The 23,089-nt window shown below is 75.4% G+C and carries 18 protein-coding genes; 8 read left to right on the plus strand and 10 right to left on the minus strand.

Annotated features, from left to right (window positions below; translation table 11 throughout):
• Nucleotides 1–206: 206 nt before the first annotated feature.
• Nucleotides 207–677: a pyridoxamine 5'-phosphate oxidase family protein gene (locus tag STTU_RS18125; protein WP_007825478.1), complete on the minus strand. Its 471-nt coding sequence runs from the start codon at nucleotides 675–677 to the stop codon at nucleotides 207–209.
• A gap of 484 nt (nucleotides 678–1,161) precedes the next feature.
• Between STTU_RS18125 and STTU_RS18130 the strand changes: the two genes are divergently transcribed.
• On the plus strand, nucleotides 1,162–1,860 hold the full coding sequence (locus STTU_RS18130) for a VanZ family protein (RefSeq protein ID WP_420713555.1): 699 nt from the start codon (nucleotides 1,162–1,164) through the stop codon (nucleotides 1,858–1,860).
• Nucleotides 1,861–1,982: 122 nt separating this feature from the next.
• Here STTU_RS18130 and STTU_RS18135 read toward each other — a convergent pair whose 3' ends face one another.
• Nucleotides 1,983–4,496, minus strand: coding sequence for a helicase C-terminal domain-containing protein (locus STTU_RS18135; RefSeq protein ID WP_043255594.1), 2,514 nt, complete (start codon nucleotides 4,494–4,496; stop codon nucleotides 1,983–1,985).
• Between the two features lie 356 nt (nucleotides 4,497–4,852).
• Here STTU_RS18135 and STTU_RS18140 point away from each other — a divergent pair, with 356 nt between their 5' ends.
• Nucleotides 4,853–5,902, plus strand: a complete 1,050-nt coding sequence (locus STTU_RS18140) for an HAAS signaling domain-containing protein (protein WP_007825483.1) — start codon at nucleotides 4,853–4,855, stop codon at nucleotides 5,900–5,902.
• A 90-nt stretch (nucleotides 5,903–5,992) separates the two neighbouring features.
• On the opposite strand, the gene STTU_RS18145 is transcribed toward STTU_RS18140, so the two are convergent.
• Together STTU_RS18145 and STTU_RS18150 are read right to left on the minus strand one after the other, a co-directional pair.
• Nucleotides 5,993–6,436 carry a GNAT family N-acetyltransferase gene (locus tag STTU_RS18145; protein ID WP_007825484.1) on the minus strand — a complete coding sequence of 148 codons (444 nt, stop codon included), beginning with the start codon at nucleotides 6,434–6,436 and terminating at the stop codon, nucleotides 5,993–5,995.
• Nucleotides 6,437–6,488: 52 nt separating this feature from the next.
• Nucleotides 6,489–7,448, minus strand: coding sequence for a hypothetical protein (locus tag STTU_RS18150; protein WP_007825485.1), 960 nt, complete (start codon nucleotides 7,446–7,448; stop codon nucleotides 6,489–6,491).
• Nucleotides 7,449–7,598: 150 nt separating this feature from the next.
• Between STTU_RS18150 and STTU_RS18155 the strand changes: the two genes are divergently transcribed.
• Nucleotides 7,599–8,357 (plus strand): HAD family hydrolase, encoded by a 759-nt coding sequence (locus STTU_RS18155; RefSeq protein ID WP_010276481.1) that lies wholly within the window; start codon nucleotides 7,599–7,601, stop codon nucleotides 8,355–8,357.
• Nucleotides 8,358–8,453: 96 nt separating this feature from the next.
• Here the strand turns inward: STTU_RS18155 and STTU_RS18160 are convergent, their stop codons facing one another.
• Complete coding sequence (locus tag STTU_RS18160; protein ID WP_007825488.1) at nucleotides 8,454–8,696, minus strand: hypothetical protein; 243 nt, start codon at nucleotides 8,694–8,696, stop codon at nucleotides 8,454–8,456.
• A gap of 394 nt (nucleotides 8,697–9,090) precedes the next feature.
• Between STTU_RS18160 and STTU_RS36100 the strand changes: the two genes are divergently transcribed.
• On the plus strand, nucleotides 9,091–9,474 hold the full coding sequence (locus STTU_RS36100) for a cold-shock protein (protein WP_009066836.1): 384 nt from the start codon (nucleotides 9,091–9,093) through the stop codon (nucleotides 9,472–9,474).
• A gap of 324 nt (nucleotides 9,475–9,798) precedes the next feature.
• On the opposite strand, the gene STTU_RS18170 is transcribed toward STTU_RS36100, so the two are convergent.
• The 4 genes from STTU_RS18170 to STTU_RS18185 form a co-directional block, all read right to left on the minus strand.
• Complete coding sequence (locus tag STTU_RS18170) at nucleotides 9,799–10,707, minus strand: 1,4-dihydroxy-6-naphthoate synthase (protein WP_043255598.1); 909 nt, start codon at nucleotides 10,705–10,707, stop codon at nucleotides 9,799–9,801.
• Between the two features lie 84 nt (nucleotides 10,708–10,791).
• A complete protein-coding gene (locus tag STTU_RS18175) occupies nucleotides 10,792–11,649 on the minus strand; it encodes a futalosine hydrolase (RefSeq protein ID WP_007825501.1) in 858 nt (285 codons plus the stop codon).
• Between the two features lie 34 nt (nucleotides 11,650–11,683).
• On the minus strand, nucleotides 11,684–12,163 hold the full coding sequence (locus tag STTU_RS18180) for a hypothetical protein (protein WP_007825503.1): 480 nt from the start codon (nucleotides 12,161–12,163) through the stop codon (nucleotides 11,684–11,686).
• Nucleotides 12,164–12,465: 302 nt separating this feature from the next.
• A complete protein-coding gene (locus tag STTU_RS18185) occupies nucleotides 12,466–13,929 on the minus strand; it encodes an MFS transporter (protein ID WP_007825508.1) in 1,464 nt (487 codons plus the stop codon).
• A 401-nt stretch (nucleotides 13,930–14,330) separates the two neighbouring features.
• Here STTU_RS18185 and STTU_RS18190 point away from each other — a divergent pair, with 401 nt between their 5' ends.
• The 4 genes from STTU_RS18190 to STTU_RS18205 all read left to right on the plus strand — a co-directional run bounded on the left by STTU_RS18190 (nucleotide 14,331) and on the right by STTU_RS18205 (nucleotide 20,446).
• Complete coding sequence (locus tag STTU_RS18190) at nucleotides 14,331–15,191, plus strand: DUF3027 domain-containing protein (RefSeq protein WP_007825512.1); 861 nt, start codon at nucleotides 14,331–14,333, stop codon at nucleotides 15,189–15,191.
• Between the two features lie 228 nt (nucleotides 15,192–15,419).
• Nucleotides 15,420–18,605 (plus strand): sacsin N-terminal ATP-binding-like domain-containing protein, encoded by a 3,186-nt coding sequence (locus STTU_RS18195; RefSeq protein ID WP_420713556.1) that lies wholly within the window; start codon nucleotides 15,420–15,422, stop codon nucleotides 18,603–18,605.
• Nucleotides 18,606–18,713: 108 nt separating this feature from the next.
• Nucleotides 18,714–19,388: a class I SAM-dependent methyltransferase gene (locus tag STTU_RS18200; protein WP_043255601.1), complete on the plus strand. Its 675-nt coding sequence runs from the start codon at nucleotides 18,714–18,716 to the stop codon at nucleotides 19,386–19,388.
• A gap of 230 nt (nucleotides 19,389–19,618) precedes the next feature.
• Entirely contained in the window at nucleotides 19,619–20,446 is an 828-nt protein-coding gene (locus tag STTU_RS18205) for a hypothetical protein (RefSeq protein WP_007825523.1), read from the plus strand.
• Between the two features lie 126 nt (nucleotides 20,447–20,572).
• Here STTU_RS18205 and STTU_RS18210 read toward each other — a convergent pair whose 3' ends face one another.
• Nucleotides 20,573–23,044: a cation-translocating P-type ATPase gene (locus STTU_RS18210; protein WP_106432154.1), complete on the minus strand. Its 2,472-nt coding sequence runs from the start codon at nucleotides 23,042–23,044 to the stop codon at nucleotides 20,573–20,575.
• Nucleotides 23,045–23,089 lie beyond the last annotated feature (45 nt).

The raw sequence follows: 23,089 nt of genomic DNA on the forward strand, positions 1-23,089 counted from the left end.
GGGATCGTCCGATGACTTGGCCGGGCGTCCGGCGCGCGACGAGTGCCGCACCGCGCTCGGCGCCGCCGCAGGCCGGTCGCGGGCCCCCTTCGGGGCCCTGTCCCTGCCGTGGCCGCGTCTGCGCGCGAAACAAGGAAGTCTACCTCCGCACGCTTCCCGCCCGCCGGGCCTCGGGGCGCGGAGGTGGGCGGGATCACGCGGCGTGGTCACTGGGCGGTGCCGGCGAGGAGCCAGCGCACAGTGCGCACCTCCAGAAGGACGCGGGCGCCCGCGCCGGGGCGCGATGCGGAGACGTCCCATCCGTACTTCTCGCGGAAGGCCGCGACGATCTCCGGCGGGAACGGTGTCGTGAGGACGCGTGTCGTGCCCTCGGCGACGAGGGGGTGGTCGCCGTCCTCCAGAGCGAGGGACACCGTGGGCGACCTCCGTATGTTGCGGATCTTGACCGCTCGCTCGTCGCTGCCGATCCACCAGCGGCCGAGGTGGTGGACGAACCACACGGGAGTCACGTGCGGGGTGCCGTTGGCGCGCGAGGTGCACAGCCACACGTTGCGTTCACGGGCGAGCCGGGTCGCGGCCTCCGAGTCCGGCGCCGGGGAGGCGTGCGGTGCCGGCGAGGGGTGCGGGGCGCCGAAGGGCTGGGATGCCTCCGGATGCGGTGGGCAGGGCTCCGACACGGCGGACGCCTGTGCGCCCGGCAGCGTCGGGTCCGGCTCCGGCGGGCCTGCCAGCGTTGCGCCCGGCCGCGGTGGACCGGGCCGCGGTACCGCCTCGGTGCTCTGCTGTGGGAGGCCGTCGGCGGCGTCTGCGGCGGGATGTCTTCCGGGTGTGTCCTGGTGGGCGTTCACCGACTCATCCCAGCACTCCTGTCCCTTCCCGCACATCGGTCGCGGGGCGGGGACGCTCCTCGGCCCGGGGACGGAGCGGCGGCCGGGCGTGCGGGGGCAACGGCCGTGTGTGGGAGAGGCGTTGGGGTAAGCGGCCGGTATGACGAGGGCTGGGCGGGACGAGCGGGCGAAGCCGGACGCGGGGTCCGGGGCGGCGGAACGGCACGGGCGGTGGCAGGCGTGGGCGCGGCGTGGGCGCTTCCGTCCGGCCTCCGTGGCGCCCCGGGCGGAGCCTGCCGTCGGTGCGGCTGCGGACGGTGCCGGGGACGGCGCTGTGGTGGTGCGCAGGTCCTGGGGCCGGGCACTGCTGCTCGGACTGACGATGGTGGTGGCGTTCCTGCTGCTCGTGGCGTTCTCGGCGGTGCTCGCGAAGCTGACGCTCACCCCCTCGCCCGCCTCGGACGGCCTCGCGGGCTCGAACCTGCATCCGGGGCACTCGCTGCGGCAGTACGCGGAGGAGTACACGTTCCTCGCGGCCTGCAAGCAGGTCGGCGGGAACCTGCTGCTCGGTGCCCCCTTCGGGGTCCTGCTGCCGCTCCTCGTACCGCGCAGGATGCGCCTGGTGCGGGTGTTCGTCGTGACCCTGCTCGTCATGTCGCTCGTCGAGCTGGCGCAGGGGGCGGTGATCGAGGGCCGGGCCTTCGACGTGGACGACGTCATCCTGAACACGGCGGGGGCGCTGCTCGGGTACGCGTTCCTCGGCCGCCGCCTGTCCCGCTCGCTGCGTCGCCGCACGGACCCCCGCCCGTCCCGCGTCCGCCGCATCCGGAAGCGGACCGGCCCGCGACCGGAGACCGCCCCACGGCCGGAGACCGTCCCGGGGCCCCAGGCCCCGGCGAAGCCTGCGGCGGGTCCTGCCGTCCCGGGGCGGCTCGCCCGCCTGCGCGCGTCGACGGCCCGCGTCCTGCCCACCCGCCGCGGCGCAGAGGCGGAGCCGAAGCCGAAGACGGGACTCTCCGGCCCCGCGGCCTGAGAGGACCGCGAGCGACGAAGGACCCGCGAGGAGCGGGAGACCCACGCGGTCGGCGCTCACCTGTGGGCACCGGTTCCGCGCCACGGCCCGGGCGGTGCCGGTGCGGGTGTCGCCGCCCGTCGTCAGCCGCCCCCGCCCTGCCCCGAGGCCGGTGTCGGTTCGCCCTCCGCCGGGGCGGGGAGTTCGGCGACGCCGGTGACGCGGTGCAGCGGGTAGGTGCGGAGTTCCTCGGCGGTGTGGTCGTAGGCGGTGACGAAGCCGCCCTCGACCCGGACCGGGGCGATGAGACGGCGGTCGGCGGCGCCTTCCGCGTCGATGTAGCCGATCCAGACGGACTCGCCCGTGAGGACGGCGTTCTGGAGGGTGACGAGGGTTTCGGAGGCGGAGCTGCGGGGCGGTTCGGAGGGCGTGACGAGCCCGGCCGGGGGCGCCGGCGGAGGGGTGGTCACCGCCGTGTCACCGGCCCGGATGGCCCGTACGGCCGCCGCGAGCATCGTCTGCCCCGGGCGTGCGCCGCCCTCGCCGACCGGCTCCGGGGCGCGGCGCGGCGGAGTGCGGTGCCGCGCGCTGGAGCGTACGAGGACGTCCCCGCCCGGTCCTTCGGCGGCCGGGGCGAAACCGAGGCCGCGCAGACCGTCGAGGAGCACGGCGGGTTCCGAGGGCGAGGCGGCGACGGTCGGCGCGAGGCGGCGCAGCCGCAGCGTCTCCGAGCGCCGGTCGGCGAGGATCTCGTCGAGCACGGTGGCCTCTTCGCACCGTACGTACGAGGAGGCGGCGCCGACGCGGAGATGACCGTGGCGGCGGGCGACGTCGTCGACGAGGTACGCGAGGGGCTGCGGGACGGGGGTGAGGGAGTGGGTGGTGAGGAACTCGTGGATCGCCTCGGCGGAGTAGCCCGCGTCGAGGGAACGGCGCACGGAGCCGGGCGTGAAGCGGTAGACGGTCGCGCCGCCCTTGGACTCGACGTCGGCGAGGAGGGCGAGGCGTTCGGCGAGGGGGCGCTGGAGCGGACCCGGTGCGACGGCCGTCAGGTCGGCCTGGAGGAGTACGTGGTCCAGCGGCGGGGGCAGCAGTTCGGCGAGCATGTCGACGAGCGCCGTGTCCTGCCCGGCCAGGAGCGCGCGCCCCTGCCGGGTCAGGGCCCCGCGCCCGGTGACGCCGAGGAGTTCGGCCTCGTCGAGCGTCCAGCCCGCGATTCGGGTCCGCAGGTCGTTCTCGTGCGCGGCGCCGCGCAGCGGGCGCTCCCAGCGCAGCCGGGCGAGTAGCGAGTCCGGCTCGGGCACGCTGCCCGGGGAGAGTTCCGCGAGGAGCGCGAGGACGCGGTGGCGGACCTCGGGCGCCGCGGTGCGGTCGAGGTGCGGGCCGAGCGCGGAGAGCGTGCGGTCCTTGCTGTCGCTGCCGCCGACGAGCCCCGAGGTGCGGGTCGCGCCGAGCCACGCGGTGGCGAGCACGGCCCAGCGGCGGGCGGGCGGCAGATCGAGCCACTCGTCGAAGTACGGGGTCGGCGCGTAGTGCTCGTCGGCCTCGCCGTCGGCGGCGACGAGCCCTGCCGCGTAGGCGAGTTCGAGCCAGAAGGCGGCGATGTCCTCGGAGGTCTCCAGGTATCCGGCGGTGCGCTTGAGGTCGCGCTGGCTCAGGCCGCCCGCGCGGAGCACGGCCGGGCCGACGTCCTTCGTCCGCGACCACGACTGGCGCGGCGAGCCCCACTCCTTGAGCAGGTCCTCGAGCGTCTGGAGCGCGGTGTACGCCTGCCCGGCCGCCGCCGCGTCCGCCTCGCGTTCCTCGCGCACGGCGCGGACGGCGATCGCCGGCGGCTCGGGCTCGACGGCGCGGTGGGCGCGCCCGCCGCGCAGGTGCAGGGCGACCTCGCGCGGCAGGACGACGGTCCCCGGCGCGGTCGGCACGAGCAGGCCGTGGTCCAGGAGCCAGCGCAGGTGCGTCGCCGGATGCGCGGTGACCTGCCCGTACGGCGGCCCCCACACGAGGCGGCCGAGCACCTCGACGGCGTCGGCGGGGGCCTCGTCGAGGAGCGCGCCGAGCCGCGCGGGGTCGGTGAAGAGCGCGGTGAGCGCCTGGACGGCGGTCACCGAGTCGTGCGTCGAGCCCAGTCCGGCCTCGGTCAGGATGACCTGGAGCCGCCCCGGGGACATCCCGGCGGTGGCCTCGGCGAGGCTCGGGCCGAGGCCGGTGGGGGAGGGGTGGGCCGCGCTCGGGGCGAGGAGTTCCCGCGCGGTGCGGACGAGGCGCAGCCGCTCGTCCGGGCCCCAGACGAGGGCGCGTTCGCGCAGCAGGGCCAGCGTCCGCGGCAGGGTCTCCACGGTGACGGGGTCGCCCTCGTCGCCGGTCAGGAGACCTTCGAGCAGGCTGTAGGGGGCGGGATCGGGGGCGACGGCGAGTGCCTCGGCCGTCTGGAGGGCGAAACGGTCGAGCCGTTCCAGCGCGCGCAGTACGGAGGCACGGGTTGCGGCACGGGTCGCGAGCTGTGTCAGGTCGACAGGTACCGGGTTGAGCAGATCGGGCCGCGCGCGCAGCAGCGCGACGAGCGAGGCGTCGTCACGTACCCGCAGGGCTTCGGCGAGCGAACGCGGTCCCGGCCGCGTGGCCGGTCCGTCCTCGGTTGGTGCAGGGCTGCTCATCCCGCCCACGGTAGCGGGTGCGAGGGGCGGCGGGTGGGTGCGAGACGGCTCGGGTGTCGTGGACCCGTCCCGCGACGGGGCTCCGGACGGCTTCGGGACGGGGCGTTTCCGCGCCTGGCCCGGGTGGCCTCCCGCCCGCGCGGGCCGGGCCGCCGCCCGTACGGGGGACGCGCCCCGGCGCCGGTGACGCGCGTTCCCGTCAACGCGTCACGCGCCCGTCACCTGCGCCGGAGGCGCCCCCGTATCCCCGTGCGAGGGGGTGATCCGGGCCCGATACCCCCTTCGGCCGGGCCGAGTTCGGTACCGTCGTCGCAGCAGGATGCGCGAGGGCTGTCGGACGTGGTGGAGGGGCAGCGGTGGGGATCGAGACTGATCAGCTCGTCTTCGACTACCTGAGCCGGGTCGGGGATCTGGCGCAGCAACAGCAGTTGCCGGCCGGGGAGCGGATGCGGCTCGTGGCGGGCCTGCGCGGGGAGATCGACCGCAGCAGGGCCAGGCCGACGACTCCGGACTCGCCCGCCGCCGTGCGCCGTATCCTCTCGCGGCTCGGCAGCCCGGAGGACGTCGTGGCGGGCGCGGGCACGACAGGTGCCGGGGCCGCGCCGCGATCCGACGAGTCCGCCTACAGCCCGGACCCTCCCGCGCCTCGCCCGTCCCGCTTCCGGGGCTTCTCGAAGGACAGCGCCTCGCAGGGCGCCGGGACCCCGGCGGACGGCGGCCCCGACCCGGCCGCGCCCGGCGTGCCGCGCCCGCGCACGGCGTGGACCGGCGGCCTGGAGGACTACGACGACGGTGGATCGGCGAAGAGCCGTGCGGGGAGCGGCGCCGAGTGGTGGCGCACCGAGGCGGGCGGCCCGGAGCCGCACGGCTTCTTCGGCGGCGGCGATCAGGTCGCCGGGTTCGTCGGCGGTATCGAGGCGCCCGAGATGCTCGGCCTGCGGCCCCGGGTCCCCACGCAGCGACCGGGGGACGCGGAGGAGAAGGCGCAGCCCGAGGTGGTGGTCGTGGAGGAGCCCGCCGGGAAGGCCCGGCGGCGCCTGCGGGTGCCGCGTCCCGGCACGTTCAGCAATCCGCTGCTGCTCCTGGCGGCAGCCGCGCTCGTGGTCGGCGCGGTCCTCGGCTCCTGGCTGCCGCTCGCGGCCGGCTGGCTTCTCGCCTGGGCCTCGCGCCGGCTCAGCACGAACGAGTCGAAGGTCGCCGTGATCGGCATCCCCGCGCTCTCGCTGGCCGCCGGTGCGGTCTGGCTGTGGGGACGCGGCGAGGGCCGCTGGGGGGCGCCGCTCGCGCGGGGCGAGTGGAACGCGGCGATCGCCGACACCTGGCCGTCTGTCGTGCGTATCGCGGCGATCTCCTCCGCGCTCTTCCTCGTCTGGCGCTCGCAGCGCACGGCGAAGGCGAAGGGCTGACGAAGAGCCGAGGCGGGATCGCGGGCGCCGTACCGGCGTGTACGGCTGGTGCGCCGCGGCGATGAGCCCTGCCCCCTCACGCCCCGGCCCTCATTCCCGCCGCAGGTCCACCCACGGAATCGTGCTCCCCGGCAGCACGTACCGGTCGATCTCGGTGAAGCGGTGGGCGCGCGCGAACCGCAGCCCGTCCTCGTTCGAGGCGAGGACGCACGTCTCGACGGCCGTGGCGCCGAGCGCGTGGGCCCGGCGCAGGGCGTGCGCGTACAGCTCCGTGCCGTACCCGCGTCGGCGGTGGGCCGGCAGGACGCGCGCGATGACCGTGGCGACGCCGTCCTTCGGCGGGCGCACCGTCGTGGAGCCGACGAGGACGCCTCCGGCGCGGGCGAGGTCCAGGTGGTTCCGTCCCGCCCGCTCCCGTACCTCCGCGAGGCTCAGGGGCTGGACGGGGATGACCGCGTTGTGGACGTGGCGCCAGTCACCGAGGGCGTCGTCACCGTGCGGCTGCTCGATGTGCAGGCCGGGGGGGCTGTTCATCGGTCCATCAGATCATGTGCCTCCGCGCGCCCGCGCCTTCCGCCCCTGCCGCTCAAAGCCTGCTGACCGCGCCGCACTTATCGGAATCCGACAGGGTGCCCACGTCCTCGCCGCGGTCGTACGGGTCCTTCTCGGGGCCGGTCGCCTCGATGTCCTTCCCGGCGGCCCGGTCGGAGTCGAACGTGGGCGCGTAGAGCGGCTTCGCCTTGTCGCAACCGCCGTTCGCCGAGACCGACGTGAACGACACGAGCGAGAACGTGCCCGGTTCGGTGATGATCCTGCTCGGGTCGTCCCAGTTCACGACGAGTTCGCGGCGCACGATCGTGCGGGTCACCTCGCCGCCCCCGGCCCGCTCCAGCGCGTACACGAACGTCACGTCGCTCGTGACCTGGACGGCGCCGTTCTTCCCCGCGCGGTAGTCGAGCCGGCCGCGCGTCTTGATCACCTTCGTCGCGGGCTGGACGAGGGTGGTGTCGAAGCGGCTGAAGAGGTGCAGCGGGTTCTGCTCGCGGGTGGGCGCGCTGAAGGCGGTCTCCAGGAACTCCCGCATGTCCTTCTGGTGCGGGTTGATCAGGGCGATCGCCTCGCGGGGTCGCTCGCCGCGCAGCACGGCGGGGTCCAGGTTCGACGCGGCGAGGAAGTCGACCGTGTCGGCGAGCGCGTCGGCGACCTGTGCCTTGCTCATCCAGCCCGTGGCGCGCGCGCCGGGCACGGTGATGCCGTCGCGGCCGTCCGCCCAGCGCGCCGCCGGGGAGCCGCGGAAGGGATGGGCACCGGTCGGGCCCTTGGCGAGCGGCGTCGCCGGGGCGTTCTCGGGGCGGGCCGTCTCGGCCGGGAGCGCGGAGGTGTCCTCGGTGCCGAACCAGGCCGCGACCCTGCCCGGCCCCACCGCGACCACGAGCACGGCCGCGAGGGCGAGCAGCCCCACCACGTACCACCAGCCCTGACCGCCCCGGCGACGCCGCGCCTCGTGGCTCCCCCAGACGTCGGGAGACGCCTTCTTCCTCCCCATGCCCCCGCCCTCTCTGCCATGGCCCCCCGGGGGCCGCGAGCTGTCGTCGATCATGGCACCCGCCACTGACAACGGTCTCTGCGGCCGTCCGCCGGGCGGGGGGAGGCGCTGGACGGGCGGCGTGCCCGTACCGCCTGAGAGACTGGGACCATGCCCCAGGACATAGCCCCCAGTGACCTTGCGACCAGCCAGGACCTCGCAGCGGACGCCTCCGCCGTGCCGCTCTCCGAGACCACCGACGGCGGTCCGGTCGTCGGGTTCGACCTCGACATGACGCTCGTCGACTCGCGGCGCGGGATCGGCGCGGTCTACCGGGCGCTCGCGGCGGAGACCGGCGCGGACATCGACGTGGACCTCGTGACGAGCCGGCTCGGGCCGCCGCTGGAGCACGAGATGGCGAACTGGTTCCCGCCGGAGCAGGTCGTCGCCATGAGCGACCGCTACCGCGCGCTCTATCCCGAGCACGCGATCGCCGACACGACGGCGATGCCGGGCGCGCGCGAGGCGATCGCGGCGGTACGGGCCGCGGGCGGGCGCGTACTCGTCGTCACCGCGAAGAACCGCGCGCACGCCGCGCTGCACCTCAGCCACCTCGGCCTGGAGCCCGACCTGCTGATCGGCGGGCTGTGGGCGGAGGCGAAGGGGACGGCGCTGCGCGCGCAGGGCGCCTCGGTGTACGTGGGGGACCACATCGGGGACGTGCGCGGGGCCCGTACGGCGGACGCGGTGTCGGTCGCGGTGGCGACGGGGCCGTGCGACGAGGAGGAACTGCGGGCGGCGGGGGCGGACGTGGTCCTCGGGACGCTCGACGCGTTCGCGGGGTGGCTGGGGGAGTACGTGGGCGGGGCGGGTGAGGGCGTTGCGGGCGGTACGGGTGCCGCGGACCGTGCGGGCGGCGCTGCGGTGTGATCGTCGGCTGAGCGCCTGTGGACAACTCGCGTGTCACCGGCACGCGTCTCACTCGGAGGAGTGAGGCGTTGTGCGGGTTTCCCTCCCCACCCCGCCCTACACCCCCGCCGCCTTCCTCCCCGCCATGATCCCCCGCACCACTCCCGCCCCCGCGAGCAGCAGTCCCACCCCCATCAACATGCACACCGCGTACGCGACCGTCGGGAAGGGGTCGGTGTGCAGGAAGAGGGGCGCGAGGGTGACGAGGGTCGCGACGGCGCCGATGGCGAAGACGATTCCGCCGGCGACGACCAGGCGGTCGCCGGGGCCGGGCTCCTGGGCAGGGGTTTTGTCAGGCACCGCACCAGGGTAGTTCCAAGGCCCGGGGAAGAACCCGGGACGTCTCGCCGGGCGGCCCGCCCGAGGGGGCGTCCGACGATCGCGCGCGCCCCGGGGCACTGCCCGGCGCAGTACCCGGCGGACCGCACGGAATCGCCGGACACCCCCTAGCCTGGACGGCGGCGGGTCCCGATGGCCCGCTGCTGTGCTCTCCAGGCCACGCAGAGCCGCTGACGGGCCCTCGGGCCGTGCCGGCGGGCCGTCGTGGTGCCCGGGGTCCGCCCCGCGCACCACCTGCGGCTCCCGCCGGTCCCTGTCCGGGGCGCGCGGGGTCACGGTGGCGGGCGAGGGCGGAGACAGGGGCGGCTCCCGCTGTGGTGGGCCGCCGTGGACGAGCGAGGACGAGGACGAGCAGGTGCCTACCGGCAAGGTCAAGTGGTTCAACAGCGAGAAGGGCTTCGGCTTCCTCTCCCGCGACGACGGCGGTGACGTCTTCGTCCATTCCTCGGCGTTGCCACAGGACGTGGAGACGCTCAAGCCGGGCCAGCGCGTCGAGTTCGGTGTCGTGGCGGGCCAGCGGGGCGATCAGGCGCTCACGGTGACGGTCCTCGACCCGACCCCCTCCGTCGCGGCGGCCCAGCGCCGCAAACCCGATGAGCTGGCCTCGATCGTCCAGGACCTGACGACCCTCCTGGAAGGCGTCGCCCAGCAGCTCGAACGGGGCCGCTACCCCGACCGCGCGAGCGGCGCCAAGACCGCCAACCTCCTCCGAGCGGTCGCCGACCAGCTCGACGTCTGACCGGGTCCCTCGCGGAGGCGGTACGGCACCGGGGCGCCCCCCTACACGTGCCGCCTCGGCGGGCCCGCTGCAGGACAGCGGGCAGGCTCGGCGCCCCGCCCCGGAACAGCGGGCCCAACACCCTGCCCCCGCGCGGCAAGCTCAGCACCCCGCTCCAGGCCCGGCGCCCACCCCGCGAGCGCGGAACGGCACGCACCGCACAGACCCGCGCCCCCGGACCGCCGACCGCCTCGCCCTCACCCGAAGCGGGCCGACCGCCCCGTCCGTCACCCGAAGCCGGCCAACCGCCCCTCCTTCACCGAGGTCCCCCCGAGGTCCCCCAAGTCACCCGAAGTCCAGCGACTCCCCCGCCACCCCCGGCACCAGCCCCTGTTCCGCCGCGCGCCCGAGCAGTCCCCGTACCGCTCCGTACCCGTCCTCGCCCAAGTCCTCCGTGAACTCGTTGACGTAGAGCCCGATGTGCTGCTCCGCCACCGCCGGGTCCATCTCCTGCGCGTGCGCGGCGACGTACGGGCGGGACGCCTCCGGGTCGGCCCAGGCCATGCGGACCGAGGTGCGGATCGTGTCGGCCAGTGCGCGCAGGCGCTCGGTGCCGAGGGAGCGCTTCGCGACGATCGCGCCGAGCGGGATCGGCAGGCCCGTCGTGGACTCCCAGTGCTCGCCCATGTCGGCGGCCTTGTGGAGCCCGTAGTTCTGGTACGTGAAGCGGGCCTCGTGGATCACGAGCCCGGCGTCGACGCGGCCGTCCCGCACCGCCGGCATGATCTGGTCGAAGGGCAGGACGACGATCTCGCCGACCCCGCCGGGCACCGTGTCCGCCGCCCACAGCCGGAAGAGCAGGTACGCCGTCGAGCGCTCGCTCGGCACCGCGACCTTCGCGCCGCTCAGGTCCTGCCCCGCCTCGCGCGTCAGCACGAGCGGCCCGCAGCCGCGACCGAGGGCCCCGCCGCAGGGCAGCAGCGTGTACTCGTCGAGGATCCACGGCAGCACCGCGTACGAGACCTTCAGGACCTCCGGCGAGGCGTCTCCGCCGCGCTCCGCGATCCCGTTCGTGATGTCGATGTCCGCGAACGTCACCTCGGGCGCGGCGGCGCCGGGCACCCGGCCGTGCGCCCACGCGTCGAAGACGAAGGTGTCGTTGGGGCACGGCGAGAACGCGATGCGCAGCGTCTCCGGCAGTCCACCGCCCGGCGCCGTCCCGTCCGCGCCCGTGCCCGTCTCCGTCACCGTCATCCCGCCGCCTCCTGCTCGTCCGCCCCCGTCACGTACCCCTTCATGGTGCACCCACCGGGCGGCGCGCGAGGCGGCGGGCGTCCCTCATACGTACCGCCGTGCCTCCTGGAGCACCGGCGCCAGCGCCGCGAAGGCCGAGGTCAGGACCGCGAGCGCCTCCGGGATGCGCCACGCCTCGCGGTCGCGCGGGCCGACCGGGTTCGAGACCGCGCGCAGTTCGAGCGCCGGGATGCCGTACCCGTACGCGGCCTCGGCGACCGCGAAGCCCTCCATGCCCTCGCTCGCCGCGCGCGGGCGCAGTCCCCGCAGTTCCGCCGCGCGCTCCGCCGTCCCGGTCACGGTCGAGACGGTCAGCGCCTCGCCCACCACGACGGGCGGCAGTTCGGGCGCGCCCTCGGCGTCCGCCGCGTCGTCCGGGCTCAGCGCGCGCGTCACGTCGCGGAGCAGCGCCGCGGGCGGCAGGTGCACGGCGCGCCCGAAGCCGAGGTCCGTGACGGGCACGAAGCCCTCCGCCGTCTGCGCCCCGAGGTCGGCCGCGACCATCGCCTCGGCGACCACGAGCGTCCCGAGCGGCGCGAGCGGAGCGAAACCGCCGCCGATGCCCGCCGACAGCACGAGGTCGTAGGGGCGCTCGTCGAGCGCCGCCACCGCGAGTGCCGCCGCCGTGCCCGCCGCGGCTGCCGCGGGGCCCGCGCCCGTCGCGAGGAGGTGCACGGCCTGCGCCGCGCCCGGTGCCTCGGCGCCGCGCTCGGGGAGCGGCGGCGCGACGGGCAGCGGGCCCGCGAGCAGCGGGTCGAAGAAGAGGTGATCGCTCGGCAGCGGATCGGGTACGGCGAGCAGTTCGAGACCGCCGGGCAGCGTGCGCGGCACCGGTCGGCCCGGGAACGCGCGCGCCACCGCGTCCCGTTCGGCGGGGACCGCGGTGGCGATGAGTACGCGCATGGGGAGGCTCAGTCGTCCTTCGTCGTCACGTGGCTCAGTCGTCCTTCTTCACCTTGAACGTCCACAGGCCGTACGCCTTCTTGCCGTCGCCCTCGACGATCGTGACGGTGCCGGTCGAGGACTGGCCGCCGTACTGCTCGTTGAAGAACACGTTGCCCGGGATGGTCGTGTAGGTCTTCTTGCTGCTCTCGGTGATCTGCTGACCGTTGAGCAGGAAGGTCCAGCCCTTGTCGGCCACGGCCGGGTCGACGCCGAAGCGGACCGTCGCGTCCGGGTCCACCTTCACCGTCTTGGCGTCGCTCGTGTCCTTGAGGCACTTCTGGAGCGCCGAGGTGTCGAGGGCGTGCCCGTCGTCGTAGCAGGTGGCCTCCGAGTTCACCGAGGTCGTACCGATCGTCACGGTGGCCAGCGGGGTCGGCTTGTCGCAGGCCGACAGGGCGAGGAGACCGGCGGACACGGCGCCGATGGCGGCCACGGCGCGGCGGCGGTTGGCCGGGAAACGCGGGGAGGTCATGGGGGGCAGGCTATATGGCTCCCGCCGTGCGCACCCGCGCGGGGGTACGGCGTGCCGTGCGCGCCGACGCGCCGTCAGGGGACCGCGAAAGCCCTGGCGGTACGGGGTGGAGCGGGCCCCGCGCGCGGAGGTCGCCGTACGCCTCGTACCGAACCCGTACAGATCACCCGCCTGCCGGGCGGCACACGCGCGGCCCGTCCGCGGACGGGGCACAGGCTCACGGGCAACGGCATCCGCGAAGCCCGGCCCTCCGCGAGGCCGCGGCCCTCCGCGAGCCCGGATCGTCCAGGGCCCCGGCGCCTTCACACGACCCGCGCGCCCCCGTGCCTGCTCCGGCCGGAGCGCAGCAGGCCCCGCAGCGTGCCCAGCCAGCCCGTCGCGACGATCGCCGCGGCGACGGCGAGGCCCAGTACGCCGTTCAGCGGCAGCGCGATGCCGATCGCGCCGCCGAGCACCCACGCCATCTGCAGCATCGTCTCCGAGCGCGCGAACGCGGACGTACGGACCTGCTCGGGCACCTCCCGCTGGATGAGCGCGTCCAGCGAGAGCTTCGCGAGCGCCTGCGCGAAGCCCGCGCACGCCGTGAGCAGCGCCACCGAGAACTGGCCGAACAGGCACGCCGCCGCGACCGCGACGCCGAGCACCCCGCCCACGACCGTCACGATGATCAGCTCGGGCGTACGCGTGCGCAGCCACGCCCCGACCGCCGTGCCGAGCGCGTTCCCCGCCCCGGCCGCGACGCCGACCATCCCCAGCGAGACCGCCGCGCTCCGTCCGCCGAGCGGCTGATCGCGGAGCAGGAAGGCGAGGAAGAAGATCAGGAAGCCCGAGAGGCCGCGCAGCGCGGCGTTCGCGCCGAGGGCGAGGAGCACGGTCGAGCCGACGGCCCGCAGCCCCTTCACCCGCCCGGCCCCACTTCCCGGGGCACCCCGCGCGGCCTCGTACCGCACCTCCCCCGCGCCCTCGTCCTTCTCCAGCCGCACCGGCACGCCGGGCTCCAGCCGCAGCGGCTCGTCCGGGACCAGTCGCGCCCTGCGCTCCCCCTTCGCCGAGTCCACCTTCGGCGGCAGCCGGAACGACAGGAACGCGCCGAGCACGAACAGCGCACACGCCCCGTACAGCGGCCACCGCGGCCCGAGCAGTTGCAGACCGGCGCCCACGGGGGCCGCCGCGCCCGTCGCGAGCAGCCCGCCGAGGGTGACCCGCGAGTTCGCCTTGACCAGCGAGAACCGCGGCGGCAGCAGCCTCGGCACGACCGCGCTGCGCACCACCCCGTACGCCTTCGAGGCGACCAGCACCCCGAGCGCCGCCGGGTACAGCTCCAGGCTCCCGCTCACCACCGCGTGCGACAGGACGAGCGCGAGGACGGCGCGCGCGAGCATCGAGGTCGCCATCGCGGCGCGCCGCCCGTGCGGCAGCCGGTCCAGGAGCGGGCCGATCACCGGGGCGAGGACCGTGAAGGGCGCCATCGTGATCGCCAGGTAGAGCGCGACGCGCCCGCGGGCCTCGTCCGTCGGGACGGCGAAGAACACCGTCGAGGCGAGCGAGACCGTGATCATCACGTCGCCCGCGCCGTTGACCCCGTGCAGTTCGATGAGCTTGCCGAGCCCCGACTCGCCCGCGCCGTGCGCGTGCGTCACGCGCCGCACGAGGCGGCCCGTCGAGGCGAAGGGCGCCGCGGCGACCCGTCCGGCGGCACGCGTCCGCCGGAGCCGGGGACCCCCGCGCTCCGTACGCTGCTCACCCGACGACGTGGAAGCGGTCACGTCGTCATCCTGCCCCGAAGTGCGCCGCCTAGTGCGTCTCCTGTGCGGGAAGGAGACGTACGAGCGAGCCCGGGACGCCCTGTACGACCCGTACGGCGGCGGGTCGCCGGGCGTGTGCGGGGAGTGGCGGAGGGGGCGCGAACGGGGGAGTGGGGGACGTCCGTGTGGGCCCCGGGGCGCGGAGAGGGTAGCGTGCACAGCGCGCCCACGGCGGTTACTCCTGGCCGCGCGCCCTTTCGCGATCCTTCAGAATGGATGGCGGAGGCGCACCCGGGACCCGAACCGACCGGGTACGGACGTCGACGCGGTCCCCTGGTCCGCTCCGTCCGCACCCCCGACCGTGTCCGGGCCCCGCCGGAGCGGGCGCACTCGTGAGACGGCGTAGGAGAGAAGCGATACCTGTGAGCGCAGCGACAACGCGAAGCCGCACCCCTGACCGCCTGTGTGTCGAGGCGGTCGACCTGGCGCGCGCCGCGGCGGAGGAGACCGCCGCGCCGGGTGTCGTCGGCGCGTACGTCGGCGCCGTCGCCGAGGGCGAGCGGGTCGTCACCCACTACTTCGCCTGCGAGGACCTCGGCTACCGGGGCTGGCGCTGGGCCGTGACGGTGGCCCGCGCCTCGCGCGCCAAGGTCGTCACGCTCGACGAGACGGTGCTCCTGCCGGGCCCCGAGTCGGTCCTCGCGCCCGAGTGGCTGCCGTGGAGCGAGCGCCTGCGGCCGGGCGACATGGGTCCGGGCGACCTCCTGCCGACCGAGGCCGGGGACCCGCGCCTGGAGCCGGGCCTGTACGACGGCGACGACGACACCCCGCCGCCGGACTCCGCCCTGAGCCCCGAGCTGGCCGAGCGCGCCGACGCCGAGGACGCCCAGGTCACCGACGGCCCGCCCGCCGACCTGCCCGCCGCGCCCTCGCGCGGCTCGATCGCCGAGGTCGGCCGCGAGCTGGGCCTCGGCCGCCCCCGCGTCCTCTCCCGCTACGGCCTGGAGACGGCCGCCGAGCGCTGGGAGGAGCAGTACGGTCCGGGCACCCAGATGGCCCAGGCGGCCCCCGCCCCCTGCCACACGTGCGCCTTCCTGATCCCGCTCGCGGGCTCCCTGCGCCAGTCCTTCGGCCTGTGCGCCAACGAGTTCGGCCCGGCGGACGGCCACGTCGTCTCCCTCTCGTACGGCTGCGGCGGCCACTCGGAGGCGGCGATCATGCCGAAGACCCCGGAGGCACCCCCGCTCCGCCTGGACGAGGTCGCGGAACCCCTGGTGGAGTGAGCCACCGGGGCGGGGCCACCCGGGCGGCACTCACGAACCGGCCGCACCCCCGGTCGGCCCGTCCGGCGTCCGGGAACACGGGGCCGAAGGCCATGCCACCCCACCGAGCCCGCACCTCGGAAACCGCCCGCACCCCCACCCGGCCCGTCCGGCGTTTGGGGATAAAAGCCGCACCCCCGCACAGGTCACCCACCCCATCCGGGCCCACCCCGATTCCCGGCTACCTTCATGGGCACACGTACGCCAAGGAGTGAGCCCGTGACCCACACAGCCGAAGAATCCCCCCGCCCTTCCCCCACCGCGGACGATGTCTTCGGCACCGCCCGTCTCCGCGACACCGTCCTCGCCACCTGGTCCGCGTCCCCCGCGCGCCTGCGCGAGGACGCCAACGCCGAGGAGGACCTCGCCCTCGGCGGCTACCGCGACCGCGTCGTCGTCGAGCTGGCGCAGAACGCCGCCGACGCCGCCGCCCGCGCCGGAGTGCCCGGCCGGCTCCGTATCGCCCTGCGCGACCGCGCCGGGGACAACCCGCCCGTCCTCGCCGTCGCGAACTCCGGCGCCCCCCTCGACGCGAGCGGCGTCGCCTCGCTCGCGACCCTGCGCGCCTCCGCGAAGCGCGAGGACGGCACGGGCACGGTCGGCCGTTTCGGCGTCGGCTTCGCCGCCGTCCTCGCGGTGAGCGACGAGCCCGCCGTGCTCGGCCGCACCGGCGGGGTGCGCTGGTCGCTCACCGAGGCCCGCGAGGCCGTCGCCGCGCTCGGCGTGCCCGCGCTCGACGAGGAGGTGCGGCGCCGCGAGGGCCACGTCCCGCTGCTCCGCCTGCCCTTCCCCGCCGAGGGCTCCGCGCCCGAGGGCTACGACACCGTCGTCGTCCTCCCGCTGCGCGACGCCGTCGCCGAGGACCTCGTCGAGCGCCTCCTCACCGGCATCGACGACGCGCTCCTCCTCTCCCTGCCGGGGCTCGCCGAGATCGTCGTCGAGACCCCCGAGGGCACCCGCCTCCTGCGCCGCCGCGTCGAGGACCCGTACACCGTCATCGAGGACGACGGCGCCGTACGCCGCTGGCGCACCGTCAGCCACGGCGGCGCCCTCGACACCGCGCTCCTCGCGGGCCGCCCCGTCGAGGAGCGCCTGCGCCCCTGGTGGGCCGTGACCTGGGCGGTCCCCGTCGACGCCGAGGGCGCCCCCGAAGCGCCCCGCACCGTGCCCGTCGTGCACGCCCCGACGCCCAGCGAGGAACCGCTCGGGGTGCCCGCGCTGCTCATCGCGACGCTCCCGCTCGACACGAGCCGCCGCCACGTCGCGCCGGGGCCGCTCACCGACTTCCTCGTCGCGCGCGCCGCCGAGGCGTACGCGGAACTCCTCGCGGACTGGCGGCCCGTCACCCCGGCCCTCCTCGACCTCGTGCCGGGCCCGCTCGGCCGCGCCGAGGTCGACGGCGCCGTGCGCGCGGCGATCCTCGCCCTCCTGCCCCGTACCGCCTTCCTCGCGCCCGCCGTGCCCCACGAGGGCGAGGAGCCCGGCAGCTACACCGCGCTGCGGCCCGTCGAGGCCGAGGTCGTCTCCGGCGCGGGCCGCGAGACCGTCGAGGTGCTCGCCGAGGTCCTGCCGAGCCTGCTCCCCGCCGGACTGGAGAGCAGCCCCGCGCTGCGCACGCTCGACATCGCGCGCGTCCCGCTCACCGAGGCCGTCGACCGCCTCGCGGGGCTGGAGCGCGCCCCCGGCTGGTGGTACCGCCTGTACGAGTCCCTCGCGGGCGTCGACCCCGACCGCCTCACCGGGCTCCCCGTCCCGCTCGCCTCGGGACGTACCGCGCTCGGCCCCCGCCACATCCTCCTGCCGCTCCCGGACGGCGGTCCCGCCGCCGGGGCCCTCGCCCGGCTCGGCCTCAAGGTCGCCCACCCCGAGGCCGCGCACCCGCTCCTCGAAAAGCTCGGCGCGCTCCCCGCGACCCCGCGCGCCGTCCTCACGACGCCGCAGGTCCGCGCCGCCGTCGCCGCCTCGCTCGACGAGGAGCCCTGGGACGGCGGCCTGGAGACCGAGGGCCTGCCGGACCCCGAGGAGCTGGCCGACCTCGTCCTCGGGCTCGTGCGGGACGCGGGTCTCGAAGCCGGTGACGAGCCGTGGCTCGGCGCGCTCGCGCTCCCCGACGAGGACGGCGAACTCGCCCCCGCCTGCGAACTCGTCCTCCCCGGCGGCGCCTTCGCCTCCGTCATGCGCGAGGACGCCCTCGCGGCCGTGGACGCCGACGTCGCCGCGCGCTGGGGCGAGAAGCCCCTCGCCGCCTGCGGCGTGCTCGGCTCCTTCGCGCTCGTCCGCGCCCACGACACCGTCCTCGACCCCGACGAGCTGGAGCCCCGCGAGGGCGACTGGCCCGAGCCCGACGACGCCGGACTCCTCGACGCCGTCGACGTCTGGTCCGAGGACGTCCTCGACCGCTTCCCCGACACACCCGTGCCACCCGTCGCCACGGAACTCCTCGCCGTCCGCGACCTCGACCTCGTCGCCGACGACCGCTGGCCCCAGGCCCTCGCGCTCCTCGCCCGGCCCCCCTTCCGCGAGGCCCTCACCGCCCCCGTCCGCGTCCTGCTCCCCGACGGCACGACCGAGTCCGTCCGCTCCTACACCGCCTGGTGGCTGCGCGGCCACCCCGTCCTCGACGGGCGCCGCCCCGCCGGGCTCCTCGCCGCGGGCGGCGACCCGCTCCTCGCCGGGCTGTACGAGGAGGCCGACGCGAGCGGCTTCGAGGACGCCGAGGTCCTGCGCGCCCTCGGGGTCCGGACCACCACGACGGCGCTCCTCGACGAGCCCGGCGGCGCCGCCGAACTCCTCGACCGCCTCGCCGACCCCTCCCGCGAGGTCTCCGCGGCCCAGCTCCACGGCCTCTATTCCGCGCTCGCGACGCTCGACCCGGAGGAGGTCACGCTCCCCGAGGACCTGCGCGCCGTCCCCGCCGCGCCCGGCGGCGCCCCGTACGTCGTGGACGCCACCGAGGCGTTCGTGGCCGACGCCCCCGACCTGCTGCCGCTCGCCGGGGACCGCCCGCTCCTGCCCGTCCGGCCGCACCTCGCCGCCGCGCTCGCCGAACTCCTCCAGGTCGGCAGGCTCAGCGAGGCCGTCCCCGCGGCCGTCGGGGGCGAAGGCACCGTGCACGACGTGCCCGCCGCCGTCCGCACGCTCCTCGGGCCCCGCACGCCCGCCACGTACACCGAGTACGAGGAGCTGACCGCCGGGGGCGTCGAGGTCGACTGGCGGCACACGCCGGACGGCACCGTGCACGCCGCGACGGTGGAGGGCGTCGCGGCCGGGCTCGCCTGGGCGGCGGGGCAGTGGCCGCGCCGCTTCGAGGTCGCGGCGCTCCTGGAGGACGACTCGCGGACGGCGGAGCTGGCCCGGGACCGCTGGTTCGACTGAGACCGTACGGGGCGCGCGTCCCGTTGCCGGAACGGCAACACTGTTTGGCGCGCGCCCTCCGCCGCCCGCACGATGGCCGCGAACCCACGGCGAGAGGCAGGTACGGGCATGAGCGGGCACCCCCAGCACACGGTCGACGAGGACTTCGGCGACGGGCGCGCCTTCTGGGAGGGGCGGTACGCGGAGAGCGACCGCATCTGGAGCGGCGAGCCCAACACGGCGCTCGTCCGCGAGGTCGCCGAGCTGCCCCCGGGCCGCGCGCTCGACCTCGGCTGCGGCGAGGGCGCCGACGTCGTGTGGCTCGCCCGGCAGGGCTGGACCGTCACGGGCACCGACATCGCCGAGACCGCCCTCGTCCGCGCCCGCGCGCACGCCGCCGAGGCGGGCGTCGCCGACCGCACGCGCTTCGAGCAGCACGTCCTCGGCGCGAGCTTCCCCGAGGGCGCGTACGACCTCGTCACCGCGTCCTTCCTGCACTCGCCCGACGTCTCCTTCCCGCGCGAGGCGATCCTGCGCCGTGCCGCCGAGGCCGTCGCCCCCGGCGGCACGCTCCTCGTCATCGGGCACGCGGGCCTCGCGCCCTGGGAGACCTACGAGGAGGGCGATCCGCACCTCGCGCTCCACCTGCCCTCGCCCCAGGAGGTCCTGGAGAGCCTGCGGCTTCCCGAGGGAGAGTGGGACGTCCTGACCGCCGCCGAGCACGACCGGGTGCAGCACGCCCCGGACGGCGAGGCCCACCACCGCAGGGACAACGCGCTGAAGGTGCGTCGGCACGCGGCCTGAACGGCGGGCGACCACAGGTCATATGACCTTCCTGTGGAGTTAATGTGATCGGAAAGTCTGCCTGGCGGTGCAACTTCCGCACGGGGTGCGCGGTCTCCTCGTACGAGCCACGAGGCTCCTCGCTCACTTGTGCCCCGCGCCCCCGTGCGTCCGGCGCGCCGCGTCCCGTACGCGCGCCCCCGGACCCGGCGCGGCGCGGGCACCCTTCTCCCTCTGGGGAACACATGCGTATGCGTGCCACCGCGGCCGTCGCCGCGCTCGCGGGCTCCCTCGCCCTCGGCGCCCTCGCCGCCCCCGCCGCCCAGGCGGCGACGAAGCCCCCGGCGCTCGACCTCAGCTTCGGCAAGGCGACCGTCAACGGCGGCAAGCCCGTCGTCGTGTCCACGGGCTCGGCCAAGACCACCGTGAAGGTCACCTTCACCGCCAAGCACGGCAAGAACGTGGACGTCTTCGACGGCAGCGTCGACATGGTCGTCGGCCTCTACCGGGGCACCGACGTCGACAACGCCGCGCGGAACCTCTGGAGCGGCGGCATCTCCTGCGCCGAGCCGAGCTCGACCTCGCTCTCCTGCACGACGAAGATCACCGTCCCCGCATCGAAGCTGTCCAACGCGGACGCGAGCACCGGCTGGAAGCTCTTCCTCGGCGGCATCGCCTGGAACGGCCAGAACCCGGACAAGGCCGACGACGCGAAGATCAGCACCGTCGAGCAGCAGAAGGCCGCCACCGCCACCCTCCAGCGCGCCTCCAAGCTCACCGTCAACGTCGCCCCCGAGCCGGTGAGGAAGAACAAGACGATCACCGTCACGGGCGCCCTGACCCGCGCCAACTGGGACACCGACAAGTACGCGGGCTACACCAAGCAGTCCGTCAGGCTCCAGTTCAAGAAGAAGGGCACGAGCACCTACAAGACCCTCAAGACCGTCACGACGGACAGCAAGGGCAACCTCAGGACGACCACGAAGGCCACGGCGGACGGCTACTTCCGCTACTCCTTCGCCGGCACCTCCACGACCCCGGCCGTCTCGGCGGCGGGCGACTACGTCGACGTGAAGTAAGCGCGGCACCGCGCCCAGGGAGGGCCCCGTACCGGCGTACGGGGCCCTCTCCCGTACCGGCTTCGGGGGCCTTTCCCGTCCGGGTACGCGGGGACGTGCCGACCCGGCCCCCGGCCCCCGTACCCGCTACTCCTCCTCGTCCGCCCGTGTCGCCCCGCCCCTGCGCGCGAGCCTCCGCGCCCGCGCCGGGGTCTGCGCCGCCGGCTCGCTCGGGAAGCGGCGCCCCGCCCAGCGCCACACGAACTCCAGGACCACCGAGGCGATCACCGCGATCAGCACCCCCGTCCACGGCATCGTCGTCCCGACGAGCTTGAGCGCGAAGAAGTCCTGCAACCACGGCACCGTGAGGACGAGCAGGAACGCGAGGCCCATCACCGCGACGAGCAGGACCCGCCACCACGTGTACGGGCGGGCGACGATCGCGAGGACCCACAGCGAGATGAGGAACAGCGTCAGCGTCGCGACGCTCGTCTCCGCGTCGAGCGCCCCGTGCCCCGAGTAGTGCGCGCGGGCGATGAGGTACGCGACGAACGTCGCCGCGCCCGCGACGACGCCGCAGGGGATCGCGTACCGCATGACGCGGCGCACGAAGTGGGGCCGGGCGCGTTCCTTGTTCGGCGCGAGCGCCAGGAAGAAGGCGGGGACCCCGATCGTGAGCGTCGAGAGCAGCGTCAGGTGCCGGGGCAGGAACGGGTACTCGACCTGCGAGCAGACCACGAGGACCGCGAGCAGCACCGAGTAGACCGTCTTGATGAGGAAGAGCGTCGCGACCCGCGTGATGTTGCCGATGACACGGCGGCCCTCGGCGACGACCGAGGGGAGCGTCGCGAAGCTGTTGTTGAGCAGCACGATCTGCGCGACCGCGCGCGTCGCCTCCGAGCCCGAGCCCATCGAGACGCCGATCTCCGCGTCCTTGAGCGCGAGGACGTCGTTGACGCCGTCGCCCGTCATCGCGACCGTGTGCCCGCGCGACTGGAGCGCGGCGACCATCTCGCGCTTCTGCTGCGGCGTCACGCGCCCGAAGACGGTGTGCTCCTCGATCGCCGAGGCCAGCTCCGCCCGGTCCTTCGGCAGCTCGCGCGCGTCCACCGCGCTGTCCGCCCCCGGCAGCCCCAGCTTCGCCGCGACGGCGCCGACCGCGACCGCGTTGTCGCCCGAGATGACCTTCGCCGCGACGTGCTGCTCCTCGAAGTACTTCAGCGTCTCGGCCGCGTCCGGGCGCAGCCGCTGTTCGAGGACGACGAGCGCGGCGGGATCGGCGCCCTCGGCGGCGTCGGGCGCGTCGAGCGCCGCGCCCTCGCGGGCCTTCGCGAGGAGCAGCACCCGCAGGCCCTGCCGGTTCAGCTCCTCGGTCTCCGCGAGCGCCGGATGCCCGGCGGGCAGCAGGATGTCGGGGGCGCCGAGCAGCCAGCCGCCCTGCCCGGCGAACGAGGCGCCCGAGTACTTGCGCGCCGAGGAGAACGGCTGCGCCTGCTCGACCCGCCAGCCGCTCGTGTCCGGGTACGCGTCGATGACGGCCTGGAGGCTCGCGTTGGGGCGCGGGTCGGAGGCGCCGAGGGCGCCGAGCACCGTCGCGGCCCGCTTCTCGTCGCAGTGCCCGAGCGGGGTGAGCCGGGAGACGTCCATGCCGCCCTCGGTGAGCGTCCCCGTCTTGTCGAGGCACACCGTGTCGACCCGCGCGAGCCCCTCGATCGCGGGCAGCTCCTGCACGAGGCACTGCTTGCGCCCGAGCCGGATCACGCCGATCGCGAAGGCGACGGACGTGAGCAGCACGAGCCCCTCGGGGACCATCGGCACGATGCCGCCGACCGTGCGGGCCACGGCGTCCTTGAAGCTGTTCTCCTTGACGACGAGCTGACTGATGACGAGCCCGATCGCCGTCGGCACCATCGCCCAGGTGACGTACTTGAGGATCGTGGAGATGCCGGAGCGCAGCTCGGAACTGACGAGCGTGAACCGCGAAGCCTCCTCGGCGAGCCGCGCCGCGTACGCCTCGCGCCCCACCTTCGTCGCGGTGAAGGCCCCGCCGCCCGCGACGACGAAGCTCCCCGACATCACCTGGTCCCCGGGCCGCTTGACGACGGGGTCGGCCTCGCCCGTGAGCAGCGATTCGTCGATCTCCAGGCTCTCGGCCTCGGCGACCTCGCCGTCGACCGGGATCTTGTCCCCGGGCCCGATCTCGACGAGGTCCCCGAGCACCAGCTCACTCGCGGAGACCTCGCGCGAGCGCCCGTCCCTGCGCACGGTCGGCTTCGCCTCGCTGATCACGGCGAGCGAGTCGAGCGTCCGCTTGGCACGCCACTCCTGGAAGATGCCGATCGCGGTGTTGGCGACGATCACGTACCCGAAGAGGCTGTCCTGGAAGGGCGCCACGGCGAGCATGACCAGCCACAGCACCCCGATGATCGCGTTGAAGCGCGTGAAGACGTTCGCCCGCACGATCTCCCTGAGCGACCGCGAACTGCGCACGGGGACGTCGTTGACCTCCCCCCGCCGCACCCGCTCCGCGACCTCGGCAGCACTCAGCCCGGCGGCGGCCCCGTCACCGGCCCCCACCCCGCCCCCAGGCCCTTCGTCGGCCTTCACCCCATCCGTCATGGAACCGACCGTATGCGCTGATCAGGCCCGCCACCTGTCGGGAAG

Source organism: Streptomyces sp. Tu6071, assembly GCF_000213055.1.
GTDB lineage: Bacteria > Actinomycetota > Actinomycetes > Streptomycetales > Streptomycetaceae > Streptomyces > Streptomyces evansiae.